The organism is Streptomyces sp. NPDC002144 (assembly GCF_053593695.1).
Genome location: NZ_JBSFDB010000008.1, coordinates 72,439 through 87,353 on the forward strand (window position 1 = coordinate 72,439; position 14,915 = coordinate 87,353).

Annotated in this window: 13 protein-coding genes; 6 read left to right on the forward strand and 7 right to left on the reverse strand. The window is 71.1% G+C overall.

What is annotated here, in order from left to right; all coding sequences use genetic code 11:
• Positions 1-155: 155 nt before the first annotated feature.
• Positions 156-1,556: a glutamate decarboxylase gene (locus ACWCQ1_RS14395; RefSeq protein WP_133044270.1), complete on the forward strand. Its 1,401-nt coding sequence runs from the start codon at positions 156-158 to the stop codon at positions 1,554-1,556.
• Between the two features lie 11 nt (positions 1,557-1,567).
• Here ACWCQ1_RS14395 and ACWCQ1_RS14400 read toward each other — a convergent pair whose 3' ends face one another.
• The 4 genes from ACWCQ1_RS14400 to ACWCQ1_RS14415 all read right to left on the reverse strand — a co-directional run bounded on the left by ACWCQ1_RS14400 (position 1,568) and on the right by ACWCQ1_RS14415 (position 5,290).
• Entirely contained in the window at positions 1,568-2,209 is a 642-nt protein-coding gene (locus ACWCQ1_RS14400; protein ID WP_451026594.1) for a PadR family transcriptional regulator, read from the reverse strand.
• Between the two features lie 25 nt (positions 2,210-2,234).
• Positions 2,235-2,783 (reverse strand): DinB family protein, encoded by a 549-nt coding sequence (locus tag ACWCQ1_RS14405; RefSeq protein ID WP_358602310.1) that lies wholly within the window; start codon positions 2,781-2,783, stop codon positions 2,235-2,237.
• A gap of 109 nt (positions 2,784-2,892) precedes the next feature.
• Positions 2,893-4,353: an aldehyde dehydrogenase family protein gene (locus ACWCQ1_RS14410; RefSeq protein ID WP_133044267.1), complete on the reverse strand. Its 1,461-nt coding sequence runs from the start codon at positions 4,351-4,353 to the stop codon at positions 2,893-2,895.
• A gap of 112 nt (positions 4,354-4,465) precedes the next feature.
• The gene (locus ACWCQ1_RS14415; protein WP_133044375.1) at positions 4,466-5,290 is read right to left on the reverse strand and encodes a helix-turn-helix domain-containing protein; all 825 of its coding nucleotides are present in this window, start codon (positions 5,288-5,290) and stop codon (positions 4,466-4,468) included.
• 334 nt (positions 5,291-5,624) lie between these two features.
• Here ACWCQ1_RS14415 and ACWCQ1_RS14420 point away from each other — a divergent pair, with 334 nt between their 5' ends.
• A complete protein-coding gene (locus ACWCQ1_RS14420; RefSeq protein ID WP_451026595.1) occupies positions 5,625-6,137 on the forward strand; it encodes an ATP-binding protein in 513 nt (170 codons plus the stop codon).
• A gap of 75 nt (positions 6,138-6,212) precedes the next feature.
• On the opposite strand, the gene ACWCQ1_RS14425 is transcribed toward ACWCQ1_RS14420, so the two are convergent.
• Entirely contained in the window at positions 6,213-6,467 is a 255-nt protein-coding gene (locus tag ACWCQ1_RS14425) for a DUF397 domain-containing protein (protein WP_133044265.1), read from the reverse strand.
• A 410-nt stretch (positions 6,468-6,877) separates the two neighbouring features.
• Here ACWCQ1_RS14425 and ACWCQ1_RS14430 point away from each other — a divergent pair, with 410 nt between their 5' ends.
• Positions 6,878-7,408 (forward strand): hypothetical protein, encoded by a 531-nt coding sequence (locus ACWCQ1_RS14430; protein WP_358602305.1) that lies wholly within the window; start codon positions 6,878-6,880, stop codon positions 7,406-7,408.
• 39 nt (positions 7,409-7,447) lie between these two features.
• The gene (locus ACWCQ1_RS14435) at positions 7,448-7,954 is read left to right on the forward strand and encodes a DUF4232 domain-containing protein (protein ID WP_451026596.1); all 507 of its coding nucleotides are present in this window, start codon (positions 7,448-7,450) and stop codon (positions 7,952-7,954) included.
• 12 nt (positions 7,955-7,966) lie between these two features.
• Here the strand turns inward: ACWCQ1_RS14435 and ACWCQ1_RS14440 are convergent, their stop codons facing one another.
• Positions 7,967-9,079 carry a DUF2786 domain-containing protein gene (locus tag ACWCQ1_RS14440; protein WP_451026597.1) on the reverse strand — a complete coding sequence of 371 codons (1,113 nt, stop codon included), beginning with the start codon at positions 9,077-9,079 and terminating at the stop codon, positions 7,967-7,969.
• Between the two features lie 96 nt (positions 9,080-9,175).
• Here ACWCQ1_RS14440 and ACWCQ1_RS14445 point away from each other — a divergent pair, with 96 nt between their 5' ends.
• Positions 9,176-9,907: a Clp protease N-terminal domain-containing protein gene (locus tag ACWCQ1_RS14445; RefSeq protein ID WP_358602298.1), complete on the forward strand. Its 732-nt coding sequence runs from the start codon at positions 9,176-9,178 to the stop codon at positions 9,905-9,907.
• Between the two features lie 35 nt (positions 9,908-9,942).
• On the forward strand, positions 9,943-11,631 hold the full coding sequence (locus tag ACWCQ1_RS14450) for a bifunctional 3'-5' exonuclease/DNA polymerase (protein ID WP_451026598.1): 1,689 nt from the start codon (positions 9,943-9,945) through the stop codon (positions 11,629-11,631).
• On the opposite strand, the gene ACWCQ1_RS14455 is transcribed toward ACWCQ1_RS14450, so the two are convergent.
• A complete protein-coding gene (locus ACWCQ1_RS14455; RefSeq protein ID WP_358602433.1) occupies positions 11,632-14,850 on the reverse strand; it encodes a BTAD domain-containing putative transcriptional regulator in 3,219 nt (1,072 codons plus the stop codon).
• Positions 14,851-14,915: the final 65 nt, after the last annotated feature.

Consider the following 14,915-nt stretch of genomic DNA (forward strand, 5'->3'; position numbering starts at 1 on the left):
CCCTTCTCGGTACGCACTCCACGGTGGGACCTCACGTCGCGTGAGGTGCAAGTCCGATTCTCCCGGGACGGCTCGCGGCTCCGCCCGGCCGGGGTGATCCCTGGAACTCCCTTCCGTCGGCACTCGTTCATCAGCAGACGCGAGGAGACAGGTTCATGCCGCTTCACAAGGGTTCCGCACAGTCCGAAGAGCGCCAGGTGTCGGTCAACCCCTTCTTCGGGGAGGCCAATCCGGTCGGCGGCATGACCGAGGCACCGCCCCGACACCGGCTGCCGGACGCTCCGCTGCCGCCCTCGACGGCGTACCAGCTGGTGCACGACGAGCTGATGCTGGACGGCAACTCACGGCTGAACCTGGCCACGTTCGTGACGACGTGGATGGAGCCGCAGGCCGGCGTCCTGATGGCGGAGTGCCGGGACAAGAACATGATCGACAAGGACGAGTACCCGCGCACCGCCGAGCTGGAGCGGCGCTGTGTGGCCATGCTCGCCGACCTGTGGAACGCGCCGGATCCGACGGCGGCCGTGGGCTGTTCGACGACCGGCTCCAGCGAGGCGTGCATGCTGGCCGGGATGGCCCTCAAACGGCGCTGGAGCAAGCGGAACCGGACACCGGGAGCCCGCCCCAACCTCGTGATGGGCGTCAACGTCCAGGTGTGCTGGGAGAAGTTCTGCAACTTCTGGGAGGTCGAGCCCCGCCAGGTGCCCATGGAGGGCGACCGGTTCCATCTCGATCCGCAGGCCGCCGCCGAGCTGTGCGACGAGAACACCATCGGGGTCGTCGGCATCCTCGGCTCCACCTTCGACGGCTCCTACGAGCCGATCGCGGACCTGTGCGCGGCCCTGGACGCGTTGCAGGAGCGCACGGGCCTGGACATCCCCGTGCATGTCGACGGCGCTTCCGGCGCGATGGTCGCGCCCTTCCTCGACGAGGACCTGGTGTGGGACTTCCGCCTCCCGCGCGTGGCGTCCATCAACACCTCCGGGCACAAGTACGGGCTGGTCTACCCGGGCGTCGGCTGGGCACTGTGGCGGGACAGCGAGGCCCTTCCGCAGGACCTCGTCTTCCGCGTCAACTACCTGGGCGGCGACATGCCGACCTTCGCGCTCAACTTCTCCCGCCCCGGCGCCCAGGTCGTCGCGCAGTACTACACGTTTCTGCGGCTGGGCCGGGAGGGCTACCGGGCCGTGCAGCAGGCCACCCGGGACGTGGCGACCGGGCTCGCCGAACGCATCGAGGCGCTCGGCGACTTCCGGCTCCTCACCCGGGGCGACGAACTGCCGGTCTTCGCCTTCACGACGGCGCCGGGTGTGGAGTCGTACGACGTCTTCGACGTGTCCCGGCGGATGCGGGAGAGCGGCTGGCTGGTGCCCGCGTACACCTTCCCGCCCGAACGGCAGGACCTGTCCGTGCTGCGGATCGTGTGCCGCAACGGCTTCTCGTCCGACCTCGCCGACCTGTTCGTGGAGGACCTGACCCGCCTGCTGCCGGAGCTGCGCCGGCAGCCGCACCCGTGGACCCGCGACAAGGAGGCGGCCACCGGCTTCCATCACTAGCGGCTACGTGATCAGCGGTCGTCCTCCGGATGCCGCTCCCCGGTGGCGTACGGGTTCTCCTGGTAGGCGGTGAGGACGCCCACGAACGGCTCGCCCTCTCCCGCGAAGGTGTACGCCCCGCCCTCGATCCGTCCGATCAGCCCCTGGATCCACTCGAGCTCGGCGTCGGCCGTGTGGATCCAGAGGTTCATGATCTCGCCGATGTGGCCGAGCTGTTCGGGGCCGTCCTCGGGCACGTAGTGCTCGGAGACGGACGAGCGCCACTGCTCGATGCGCCGGATCCGCTCCTTCAGGAGGGTCACCGCCTCGGGCCGCGGCAGGTCCACCATGAAGCCGATCGCGCTCGACTTGACGTCCATCTTCTGGTCGTACGAGGTCAGCGCCTCGCGCAGCAGCCGGAAGTACTCCTCGGTGCCCCGGTGGGTGATCTCGTACTCCGTGCGCGGCGGGCCGCCGGCCGTGGACGGCGCGACCGCGTGCGCGTGCAGCAGCCCCTGCCTGGCCATCTGCTTGAGCGCGTGGTAGATCGAGCCGGGTTTGGCGTTGGACCACTCGTGGGCGCCCCAGTACTCCAGGTCGCCCCGCACCTGGTAGCCGTGGGCCCGCCCGTGCTGGCGGACCGCGCCGAGCACCAGGAGACGGATGGCTGACATGGGGCCAGCGTAGGACCCGGGAGGGTCAGACCCAGTCGGCGCCCTGCTCCTTCGCCACCAGCTCGAAGGCGGTCGCGCCGTCCAGCGACTCCCTGATGATGTCGGCGTGGCCGGCGTGCCGGGCGGTCTCGCGGATCAGGTGCAGACAGAGCCAGCGCACGGAGACCCGTCCCTCCGGCGGGAACCAGGGGTCGTTCGGCAGCGGGAAGGTGTCGTCGAGGCTCGGTACGGAGCGGACGTACGCCTCGGTCTCTTCGGCGACCTTCTTCCAGTGGGCCAGCTGGGACTCGACCGTCTCGTCGCCGACGAGCTGGAAGGTCTCGTGCCAGTTGGACTCGTCCCGCTGGATCGCCGGCGGTTCCTGCTTGGCACGCGCGATCCAGCTCTGTTCGACCTCGGCGACGTGCTTGAGCAGACCGGAGAGCGAGAGGTCACTGGCGCTGGGCTTGCTCGCGGCCTGCTCCTCGGTCAGTCCGAGCAGCGCGCGCCGGATGCCGCCGCGCTGCTCCTCGATGAACGCGAGCAGCGCTCCGCGCTCGTCTCCCCGGGCCTCCGCGGGAACGTGGGTGACCATGACCGGCCGCCTTTCGTCGGGTCCTGTGGGGTTGCCCCCTGACACCCATGAAACTACGGGCCATCGAGGTCAGATCCTGTCCTCGATGGCCCGCGCGACCGGACGAAAATCAGAACGGGAACCCGCTGCGGCCGTGCTGCACCGAGATCCACTTCTGCGTGGTGAAGCACTCGACGGTCCCCTCGCCGTTCAGACGGCCGATGCCGGAGTTCTTCTCGCCGCCGAAGGGGACGACGGGCTCGTCGTGGACGGTGCCGTCGTTCACGTGGAACATGCCGGTGTCGATCTGCTTGGCGAACTCGACACCCCGCTCGATGTCACCGGTGTGGACGGCGCCGCTCAGGCCGTAGGGCGTGTCGTTGACGATGCGTACGGCCTCCTCCTCGCCGTCGAAGGGGATGAGGAAGGCGACCGGGCCGAACACCTCCTGGCGCAGCAGGGCCGAGTCGGCGGGGACACCGGTCAGGACGGACGGCTCGACCAGGTTGTCGGTGGTCGTGCCGTGCACCAGGGCCGTCGCGCCCTCGCTGATCGCCTGCTCGACGACGGAGGAGACGGCGTCCGCCTGCGAGGAGTTGATGACCGGGCCGATCACCGTCTGCGGGTCGCTCGGGTCACCGACCTTGAGGGTCCTGACCTTGGCGACGAACTTCTCGGTGAACTCGTCGGCGATGGAGCGGTCCACGAGCACGCGGTTGGCGGCCATGCAGACCTGGCCCTGGTGGACGTAGCGGCTGAAGACCGCCGCGTCGACCGCGTAGTCGATGTCGGCGTCGTCGAGGACCACGATGGCGCTGTTGCCGCCCAGTTCGAGGACCGAGCGCTTGAAGCTCGCGGCGCAGACGGTGGCGACGTGCCGGCCGACCTTGTCGGAGCCGGTGAAGGAGATGACCTTCGGGACCGGGTGCTCGATGAAGGCGTCGCCGATCTCGGCGATGTCCGTGATGACCACGTTGAACAGGCCGCCCGGCAGGCCCGCGTCCTCGAAGATCTTGGCGACCAGGGAACCGCCGGTGATCGGGGTGTTCTGGTGCGGCTTCAGGACGACGCCGTTGCCGAGCGCGAGGGCGGGCGCGACGGACTTGATGGACAGCAGGAAGGGGAAGTTGAAGGGGCTGATCACACCCACCACGCCGACCGGGACGCGGTAGAGGCGGTTCTCCTTGCCGTCGACCGGCGAGGGCAGGATCTTGCCCTCGGGGCGCAGCGCCCACTGGATCGACTCGCGCAGGAACTCCTTGGCCAGGTGCAGCTCGAAACCGGCCTTCAGCCGGGTGCCGCCGAGCTCGGCGACGATCAGATCGGCGATCTCCTGCTCGCGCTCCTCGACCAGTCTGAGCGCCTTCTCCAGGACCGCGCGCCGGGTGTAGGGGTTGGTCTTCGCCCACTGCTTCTGGACGCGGGCCGCCGCCCGGTACGCCTCGTCGACCTCGCCGACCGTGGCTATGGTGATCGACGCCAACTTCTCGTTGTCGTACGGGTTGAAGTCGATGATGTCCCAGGAGCCGGTGCCCGGACGCCACTCACCGTCGATGTACTGCTGGGCCAGGTCGGTGAAGTACGACGACATGTGATCCCCAAATCACTAGCAGACACACGATCAACGCCACGGTCTGATCACACGTCATCGTACGTGCGCACCGCATGAGTTGGGGACGCGGAGCGAACTTCTGGGGAGAACCTCAGGAAAGCTGCAGGAGACCCCGCAGAAGGTCACGGCTCGCGTCCGGCCCCGGGCTGTCCCGCTGGAGCTCCCCCAGCGCCTTCTCGTACTGGGCGACGTCCTCGGCCTTGTCCAGATAGAGGGCGCTGGTCAGCTGCTCCAGGTAGACGACGTCGGTGAGGTCCGACTCCGTGAAGGACAGGATGGTGAACGCCCCGCTCTCGCCGGCGTGGCCGCCGAAGCTGAACGGCATGATCTGCAGCCGTACGTTCGGCTGCTCGGAGATGTCGATCAGGTGCTGGAGCTGACCGCGCATCACCTCCCGGTCGCCGTACGGGCGGCGCAGTGCGGCCTCGTCCAGGACGATGTGGAAGTCGGGGGCGTTCTCCGAGACGAGGTACTTCTGGCGCTCCAGGCGCAGCTCCACCCGCTTCTCGATGTCCGACTCGCTCGCGCCCTTCATGCCGCGCTTGACCACCGCGCGCGCGTACTCCGGCGTCTGCAGCAGCCCGTGCACGAACTGCACCTCGTACGCGCGGATCAGCGAGGCCGCGCCCTCCAGGCCGACATAGGTGGGGAACCAGCTCGGCAGGACGTCCGAGTAACTGTGCCACCAGCCCGCCACGTTGGCCTCCCGCGCGAGGGACAGCAGCGAGGTGCGCTCCGCCTCGTCGGTGATGCCGTACAGCGTCAACAGGTCTTCCACGTCCCGTGTCTTGAAGCTCACCCGGCCCAGCTCCATCCGGCTGATCTTCGACTCAGAGGCGCGGATCGAGTAACCCGCCGCCTCGCGCGTGATTCCGCGCGCCTCGCGCAGTCGCCTGAGTTGCGAGCCGAGCAGCATGCGCCGCACCACCGATCCGGGCTCTCCCACGCTCACGTTCGCCAGCCTCCCCAACCGCCTTCAGGGGCCGAAGTCTGCCACTAAAACACTCCGAGCAGTACTCGTCCGATTACAGAGATGGAAAGAAGTCAAAGATTCTGCACAGGTCGAAGGAAGGAGTTGGCAAGTAGCGGGAGAGAAGATGGCGGAAAAAATGACCAAGAAGCGGTACGGGAACGTCCAATTCGGTCACCTGCACGTGCATCTGCACCTTGCATCTGCACCGCGCATCCGAAACCATGGTCTCGCGCATCCGCTGCATCGCAACGACCGCGAATTCCCGGGAGTGCCTCGCATGGGGACGAATGGATCGACCATGCTCGAGCCGTTACGGCAGGGCCTTCCGCCGCTTGATCCCGCGGCCGTGTCCAACGCCGCCTCCTGCGCTCTGCCCGCCCGCTACGAAGCGGTGCGCGAGGCAAGGCTGTTCACCCGGAGAACCCTCGACCAGTGGGACGTCGGCGAGCGGTTCGACGACGTGTGCCTGGTCGTCTCGGAACTGGTGACCAACGCCCTGCGGCACGCCCTGCCCGCGGGCGCGGTGTGCTCGGCGGAGCAAGTGCCGCTCGTGCGACTGCACTTGATGCGGTGGACCGAGCGGCTGGTGTGCGCGGTCCGCGATCCCAGCCAGGACTCTCCCGTGGAGCGGGAGACCGAGGACTTCTCCGCGGAGTCCGGGCGGGGGCTGTTCCTGGTCGACTCCTTCGCCGACAGCTGGGGCTGGCACCCGCTGGCCGGCACGCTGAGCGGCAAGGTCGTGTGGGCCCTGTTCCGGCTGCCGCAGGTGCAGCAGGCGTCCGCCGAGTGAGCTTTGCCGACGCAGCGTGACGCCGTTTTCTCTACGCGCGTCACTCAGCCGGGTCGCAGGTCGGCGGCCCGGTTCTCAGCCTGCGACCAGGTGGTCGAACTCCCCGTCCTTGACGCCCAGGAGCATCGCCTCTATCTCGGCGCGGGTGTAGACCAGGGCCGGACCGTCGGGGAAGCGGGAGTTGCGGACGGCGACGTCACCGCCGGGCAGCCGGGCGAACTCCACGCAGGAACCCTGGGAGTTGCTGTGCCGGCTCTTCTGCCAGGCCACCCCGTCCAGCTCCGTGGCCGCCATGCCGTTGTACACGTCGTTGTACACGTCGTGGTCCACAGGTCGCTCCCCGGTGCTGCGGTGGCCTTGGGGCCAGTGATGCAGTAATCAACTGACCCGGATCATAACCCTGTTCACGTGCAGATGCATGAGCAGATGCACGTGCACGGGGGGTGGTCCTGTGGTTACAGCTTTGACGACTCCTTTACCGGGTCGATCGGCGTCTTCCCCGAAGCCCGGCGGACATCCCCCGTCCACTAGGAACAGACGCACTGGGAGCCGTTCCTGTTCCACCGTTCAGGCGGTCGCGCGGAGCGTATGCGGCGCTCGCGTGGTTCAGCAGGGGGTACGCAAGTCCTGCCACGAAGTCTCACAGGCGCTCCCCATGGCATCGACGGGTGCGGCTGGTAGCTTGCTGCGGCCGGTCGGCCGGCCGGCCGGCACGGTCCGCTAGAGCTTGGGAGCTACCAGTGACTACGGCGACCTTCCCGCGTCCCTCTCGTACGGCGCCGCGTAGGCCGGTGCGGATCGCCGCGGCCGCCGCGGGGCTCGTGGGCGTGCTCGCGCTGAGCGCGTGCAGCGGCGGTGGTGGCTCCGAGGACGACTCGTCGGCGAGTCCCTCGTCGGCCGCCTCCTCCTCCGGCGCGGGCACGGGCGGCTCCAGCGGTACGTCGACCACCGCGTCCGGCGGTCTGCAGGGCAGCTGGCTCGCCACCACCGACGGCAAGGCGGTGGCGATGGTGATCACCGGCAAGCAGGCCGCGCTCTTCTCCACCGGCGGCAGCGTGTGCAGCGGGACCGCGGGCAAGGAAGCGGGCATGCAGATGATCCATCTGACCTGCACGAACGGCGACAAGAAGCGGGCCACCGGGATGGTCGACTCGGTCTCCGGGAGCGCGCTGAAGATCACCTGGTCGGGGGCGCTCGGCAAGGAGACGTACACCAAGGCGGAGGGTGGCAAGCTGCCGTCCGGGCTGCCGACGGCCGGTGCGGGGCAGTAGGTTCGGCGGCGTCACGCCCCTGATCACCAGAGGAACCACATGCGCACCACCCCGCTCGCCGTCGCGGCCCTCGCCTCGGCCCTGCTCCTGACCGCCTGCGACAGCAACGGCGGCGGTGACGACAGCGACAAGAACAAGACCGAAGCCGGGTGCACGGTCGGCGTCTCGGTCGCCGCCAGCGCGGCGCCGTCGGCCGGGGACACCGGCGACGTCACCGTCACGGTCACCAACCGCGGCACGAGCTGCACGCTCAACGGCTTCCCGGGCGTCGACCTCGTCGCCGGTGACGCCTCGAAGACGGTCCCCGCCGACAAGAGCGCGAAGCCGGCCAAGCTGACGCTGGCCAAGGACGCGACGGCCTCGTTCACGATCACGTACACGCGCGGTGAGGCGGGCGGCAAGCAGAGCCTCGCGGTGAAGACCGCGAAGTTCACCCTGCCCGGTTCCACCACCGCCCACAGTTTCGCCTGGTCCTACGGCGATGTCGTCCTCAAGGGTGATGCTCCGGAAGCGTCGGTGACGCCTCTCACACAGGCCGGCGACTGACGGGCCGCCGGCTCACGGCAGCCGCGGCCGGGCCCCCACCTGGGCCCGGTCGGCGGCCTCGGCACCCTCGCTCCAGCCCGCCGCGTCGGTCACCCGACGCAGTCGGCTCGTGGTCGTCCTCGGGAACATACGGTCCGTCTCGGTCGTGACGGCGACCTCGCGGGAGGCCAGTACCGGCAGCAGGTCGTCGGTGACCTGGATCTCGGCGGCTTTCCCGAGACGGGTGCCTATGCGGTGGGCGTAGGCCGCGAGGAAGGACTGGCGGAAGGTCTTGGTGCGTCTGCGGCCGCCGGCGCGCTGGGCCGCCTCGGCCTTCGTCATCGCGTGCGTGGCCTGCACGAGGAGCGAGGTGTAGAGCAGTTCGACCACCTCCAGGTCGGCGGCGAAACCGACGACCGTGGAGAAGCCGAAGGGTTCGTTCCACACGGCACGGCAGTGGTTGGCGGCCGCCACCGCGTCCAGCAGGACCGCCTTCGCCTGTTCGTACGGCGGCTCGACCCCGATCCGCCAGGCGCCGGGGGTGTCTCCCGTGGGCGTCCCGGCCGCGAGGAGCGCCTCGTCGATGCTGTGGCGGGCGGTGAGTTCCTGCGCCTTGGCGGTGAGGGCTTCCGCCTCCTCCGGGAACCCGGTCGCCTCCGCCTTGGCCAGCAGCGCGCGGATGCGCGCCAGCATGCGGGACTCGGGGCGGGCGGCCGGCGTGCGGGCGGGCTCGTGCTCGTCGAGCGGTTCCAGGGACGGCAGGCGCAGCAGCAGCCGGTACAGCTCCAGGGCGGTGGTCGCGTGCGTGAAGCGGTCGGTGCCGGCGGGCGGCTCCTCGGTGAGCTCCTCCACCTGGGCCCTCCAGCGGGGGCCGCGGGGGCGGTCGTCCGGCGACTGCGCGCGGATCAGCGCCGACACCAGCCGCACGTGCGCGTCCTCCAGCTCGCGCCGCACGATCCTTACGACGTCGGCGGGCTGCCAGCCGCGCTGCCAGGACGAGGCCACGAACTCCCGGCCCCGGCGGGCCAGTTCCCCGTCCGCGGCGGGGTCGGCGGCCAGCAGGGAGGCGCCGGTGTCGAGGGCGGTGTCCGACTCGGCGTAGAGGGCGGCCCGGAAGGCACGGTCGACGGTGCCGGCTGTACTCACCCCTCGATCGTGACACGGGGCACTGACATCGATGGAGTTCCCGGTAACTGTCAACCGGTGGTTGACACCCTTCGACTGTCAACCTAGGGTTGACACATGTCGACCAATCCGACCACGTCATCCGTACGTCTCGACGACCTCATCGCGGCGATCAAGAAGGTGCACTCCGAGCCCCTGGACCAGCTCCAGGACGCGGTCATCGCCGCCGACCACCTCGGCGAGGTGGCCGACCACCTGATCGGCCACTTCGTGGACCAGGCCCGCCGCTCGGGCGCGTCCTGGACCGACATCGGCCAGAGCATGGGCGTCACCCGGCAGGCCGCGCAGAAGCGGTTCGTGCCGAAGGAGTCCACCGACCTCGACCCGAACCAGGGCTTCGGCCGCTACACGCCGCGTGCCCGCAACGTCGTGATGGCCTCGCACAACGAGGCCAAGGCCGCGCCCCACACCGAGGTCGTGCCCGCCCACCTGGTGCTCGGCCTGCTCGCCGAACCGGACGGGCTGGCCGCCAAGGCGATCACCGCGCAGGGCGTCTCCCTGGACGCGGTGCGGGAGGCCGCGCGGGCCACGCTGCCGCCCGCCGCCGAGCAGGGCCCGGAACTCGTGCCGTACTCCTCGGACGCGAAGAAGGTCCTGGAGCTCACCTTCCGCGAGGCCCTGCGCCTGGGCCACAACTACATCGGCACCGAGCACATCCTGCTCGCCCTGCTGGAGTTCGAGCACGGCACGGGGGTGCTGTCCGGTCTCGGGATCCGCAAGGAGACGGCGGAGACCGAGCTGGCGAAGCTGCTGGAGGGATATCTGCAGGCCCCGCCCACCGCGGGCTGAGGCCGTTGTCAGACCCTCCTGCCACACTCGCAACCATGACCGACCGCTGGGCGCTCGCTCCGGCCGAGGACGGTGGCGTGGAGATCGCCCCCCTCGGTCCGGACGGGCTGCTCGCCGGACCCGTGCGGCGCGAGCCGGACCTGGCGGCGGCCGTGCGGGGGCGGCCGGAGGTCGCGCGCTGGGTGTGGCCGTCCACGGCCGAGGTGTATCCGCGCCTGCTCGCCGCGGGGGTGCGAGTCGAGCGGTGCTACGACGTCGAGGACGCCGAGACCCTGCTGCTGGGCCACGAGGGGCGGCACGGCGAGCCACGCTCGGCGGCGGCCGCCCTGGCCCGGCTGCGCGGCAGCCCCGTACCCCCCGACCCGCCCCACCGGTCCGCCGAACCGGGCTCCCAGTCCTCGCTGTTCGAACCCCGGGCCGTCCAGGTGCCGCTCGCCGACCTGGCCGCGGTGTACGCCGAGCAGCAGCGCCGGCACGAGGCCACCGCACACCCGGAGCGGATGCGGCTGCTCACCGCGGCCGAGTCGGCGGGCATGCTGATCGCCACCGAGATGAACCACGCCGGACTGCCCTGGAGCGCCGAGGTGCACCGGCAGGTGCTGCACGAACTGCTCGGCGAGCGCTACGCGGGCGGGGGCGAGCCCCGGCGCCTGGCGGAACTGGCCGACGAGGTGTCCGCCGCCTTCGGGCGCCGCGTCCGCCCCGATCTGCCCGCCGACGTCGTCAGGGCCTTCGCGCAGGCCGGGATCAAGGTGCGCTCCACCCGGCGGTGGGAGATCGAGTCCGTCGACCATCCGGCGGTGAAGCCCCTCGTCGAGTACAAGAAGCTCTACCGGATCTGGGTCGCCCACGGCTGGTCCTGGCTGCAGGACTGGGTGCGGGAGGGGCGGTTCCGGCCGGAGTTCCAGGCGGGCGGGACGGTCACCGGCCGATGGGTGACCAACGGTGGCGGGGCGTTGCAGATCCCCAAGGTGATCCGGCGGGCCGTCGTCGCCGACCCGGGCTGGCGGCTGGTCGTGGCCGACGCCGACCAGATGGAGCCGCGGGTGCTGGCGGCCATCTCGCGCGACCCCGGGCTGATGGAGGTGGCCGGGCGGGAGAGCGACCTCTACCAGTCGGTGTCCGACCGGGCCTTCTCCGGCGACCGGGCACAGGCCAAGCTCGCCGTGCTCGGAGCGGTGTACGGGCAGACCTCCGGCGACGGACTGAAGAACCTCGCCGCGCTCAGACGCCGCTTCCCCAAGGCGGTGGCCTACGTCGACGAAGCGGCACGCGCGGGCGAGGAGGGGCGGCTGGTGCGCACCTGGCTGGGGCGGACCTGTCCGCCGGCCGTCGGGGCGGGCGAGGGCGCGGAGGAGGCGGGCATCCCGCAGGACGAACCGGCCGAGTCCGGCGGCGGGTCCGAGTGGGTGCCGGGTTACGCCTCCAGCAACGCGCGGGCGCGCGGCCGGTTCACCCGCAACTTCGTCGTCCAGGGCAGCGCGGCGGACTGGGCGCTGCTGTTACTGGCCGCGTTGCGCCAGTTCTGCGCGGGCATGGCGGCCGAGCTGGTCTTCTTCCAGCACGACGAGGTGATCGTGCACTGTCCCGAGGAGGAGTCGCGGGTGGTGGTCGACGCGATCCGGGAGGCGTCCGCGCTGGCGGGGCGGCTGACGTTCGGCGAGACACCGGTGCGGTTTCCGTTCACGACGGCGGTGGTGGAGTGCTATGCCGACGCGAAGTGATCAGCTCTGGCCGGCCAGCAGCTCACCGAGTTCGGCCACGGTCGCCTTCTCGTCCGTTCCCTCCAGGGCGTCGAGGGCGGCCCGCCACTGGTCGCGGGCCTCGTCGTCGTGGCCCGACGCGCTGAGAAGCAGACCGCGTTGGTGGCGGGCGAGACCTCCGGTGTAGCGGTCGGCGCGGGAGTCGGCGTGGCGCAGGAGCCGCTCGCACTCCTCGGCGGCCCGCTCGGTGCGGCCGAGCAGGCGCAGGGCGCGGACCAGGCCGAGGCGGGCCTGGGACTCGCCGTGCCAGTCGCCGTGACCCCCGAGGATGCGCAGGCTCTCCTCGAAGTGCGGCAGGGCGGCGGCCGGTTCGCCGAGCGTGAGGTGGGCGTAGCCGATGTTGCAGTGGGCGGAGTGGCGCACGATCACGGCACCGATCTCGTCGCCGATGGCGAGCGAGCGCCGGTGCTGCTCGATGGCGGCGCGGGGGTCGGTGTGCTCGTAGAGGTTGCCGAGGTGGCTGTGGGTGACGGCCTCGCCGTGCGGGTCGTTCAACTGCCGTGAGTACCGCAGGCTCTGGCGCAGGGCGCTGCCGGACTCCTCGTAGCGGCCGAGGCCTTCGAGGAGCAGACCGCGGTTGTTGAGGCAACGGCGGATCCAGGAGGGCCGGTTCAGCCGGCGCCAGAGGGCGAGCGCCTGGTCCGTGAGGGCGAGGGCCCGCTGCTGGCGGCCCGTCAGGAAGTGCAGGCCCGCCAGGTCGCCCAGCGCGTGGGCCTCCGCCGCGGTGTCGCCGAGTCGGCGGGCCACCCCGAGGGCCGCCCGGCCGAGCACCTCCATCTCGGCGACGCGGCCGCTGCGGTGGACGTAGGGGAAGAGAAGGCGGACGAGGGTGGAGACGTATGCGGCCCGGCGCGGGTCGGGGTCCTCGGCGTGGCGCCGTACCAGCGTCACGACGTTCTCCAGCTCCGTGTCGGCCCAGGCGAAGGCCTGTCCGGAGGACTCGAAGACGGGGAGGGTGGCGACGTAGGGGGCGTGGTCCGCGGGCTGGGTGTCCGTCGGCCGGCGGCGGTCGTCCTGGTCCGGGCCCGCGGGGACGATGGCGGTGAGGGCGCGTTCCGCCACGGCGGCGTACCAACGCAGCGCGAAGTCGGCGGGGTCCTCCAGCGGGGCGCCGGAGGAGAGTTCGCGGGCGAAGTCGCGGACCAGGTCGTGGGGGGCGTAGCGGCCGTACGTCGTCTCCTCGAGGAGGGCGACGTCGACCAGGCGGTCCAGGGCGGCCTCGGCCCGGTGATCGTCGATGCCGGACAGCCGGGCGAGGATCGGGGCGCCGTAGGTGGGCAGGTCCAGGACGCCGACACCGCGCAGGAGCAGGGCGGCGTCGCGGTCCGCCTCGCGGTCGGAGGCGGCGAGGGAGTCGTGGGCGACGGAGAGGGAGCGGCGGACGCTGAGGTCGTCGTACTCCAGATGGGACAACCTGCTTCCCGTGGCGGTGAGTTGGCCCGCCAGGGTGTCGGGGGTCAGGGCGCGGCGGGCGGCCAGGCGGGCGGCGACGATGCGCAGGGCCAGGGGCAGGCGGCCCGTGAGTTCCACCAGGGGGTGGGTGGCGTCGAGGGTGTCGCGGCCGGAGACGGCGCGGAGGAGGGCGGCGCTTTCCTCCGTGCTCAGGGGAGTGAGGGGGTGGCGGGTGGCGCCGTCCAGGGTGGTGAGGGGGGAGCGGCTGGTGACGATGACCGCGCAGCCCGGGCCGGCGGGGAGGAGGGGGCGTACCTGGGCCGCGGTCGCCGCGTCGTCGAGGAGCAGGAGGGTGCGGGTGGGGGCGAGCAGGGTGCGCAGGAGTGCGGAAGCGGCGTCGGGGTGTTCGGGGATGTCCCGGGGAGCTGTGCCGAGGTCCCGGAGGAGGGCGGTGAGGGACTGGGTGGGGGTGAGGGGGGTCATGCCGGGGGTGGCGCCGTGCAGGTTGATGTAGAGCTGGCCGTCAGGGAAACGGTTTTTCAGGGCGTGGGCGACATGGAGGGCGAGGGCGGTTTTGCCTATGCCGGGCATGCCGGTGATGACGGTCAGTGGGGGGAGTTGGGCGTCGGAGTCGAGGAGGGTTCGGATTTCGGGGGCGCGGCCGGTGAAGTGGGCGGGGGGCGGGGGGAGTTGGGCCGGTGCGGGTGGGTTGGGGGCGGGGTCCGTGTGCCCACCCGCACCACCCGTGACGCTTTCGTCGTCGAGTGCGGGTGGCCCCTGCGGGGCGGACTCGAGGTCGGCGGGTGCGGGTGGGTGGGAGGTGGGCGCGGCTTCAGGGGCGGCGGATGCGGACAGGGGCGGAGTCCGGGTGACTTGGGTGGCGGTGGGTGCGGACACGTGCGGGGTGGAGGTGTTGCCGGTGACGGCCCGTGTGGGTGAGCCCGCAGCGGAGGCGGCATCAGCATCCTCGGCGGGGATCTGTGCGGACGCGTGGTCGCTGTCCGTGGCCGCGGCTATCTGGGTGGCTCGCAGGATGCGTACGTGGGCCTGTCTCACCGCCTGGCCCGGTTCCACGCCGATGTCGTTTCTCAGGCGCGTGCGCAGGGCGCGGTGGACTTCCAGGGCCTCCGCTTGGCGGCCCATGTGGTGCAGGGCCAGCATCAGTTGGCGGTGGAAGGACTCGCGGAGGGGGTGGGCCGTGGTCAGGGCCGTCAGTTCGGGGACCAGGGTGTCCGGGCGGGCGTCGGGGACGGCGAGTTCGGCGTCGTAACGCCATTCCAGGAGCAGGAGACGGGATTCCTGGAGCCGTTGGGTGAAGGAGTAGCCACCGAGTTCGGCGGGGAGCCCGCTCAGCGGGGTGCCGCGCCACAGGGACAGCGCGGCCGCGCACTCGCGCACGACCCGCTCCCAGTTGCGGGCGGCATGCGCGCCCCGTGCCGTGGCGAAGTGCCGTTCGAAGACATGGACGTCCAACTCACCCTGCTCGACCCGGAGTACGTATCCGGGTGGCACCGACCGCAGCCGCTCGGGGTCGTCGAGCAGGCGGCGCAGGCGGGCCACGTGGTTGTGCAGCGAGGCCTGTGCGGAGGCGGGCGGAGCTCCGCCCCACAGCGCGTCCTTGAGTGACTCGACGGAGACGACCCGGCCGGCCTCCAGCAGCAGCGCGGCCAGCAGGGCACGGAGCTTGGGACTGCCGACCGACAGCATCTCGGCGGACGCCTCGCCCCGCGCCTCGTACAGAACCGGCGAGCCGAGCAGTCCGAACCTCAGGTCGCGCCACTCCCCCATGGCCACCCACTACCCACCGTTCTTGGCGGAATTCCGCCCTCCGCACGGCGGTTTCCCGCCACCCT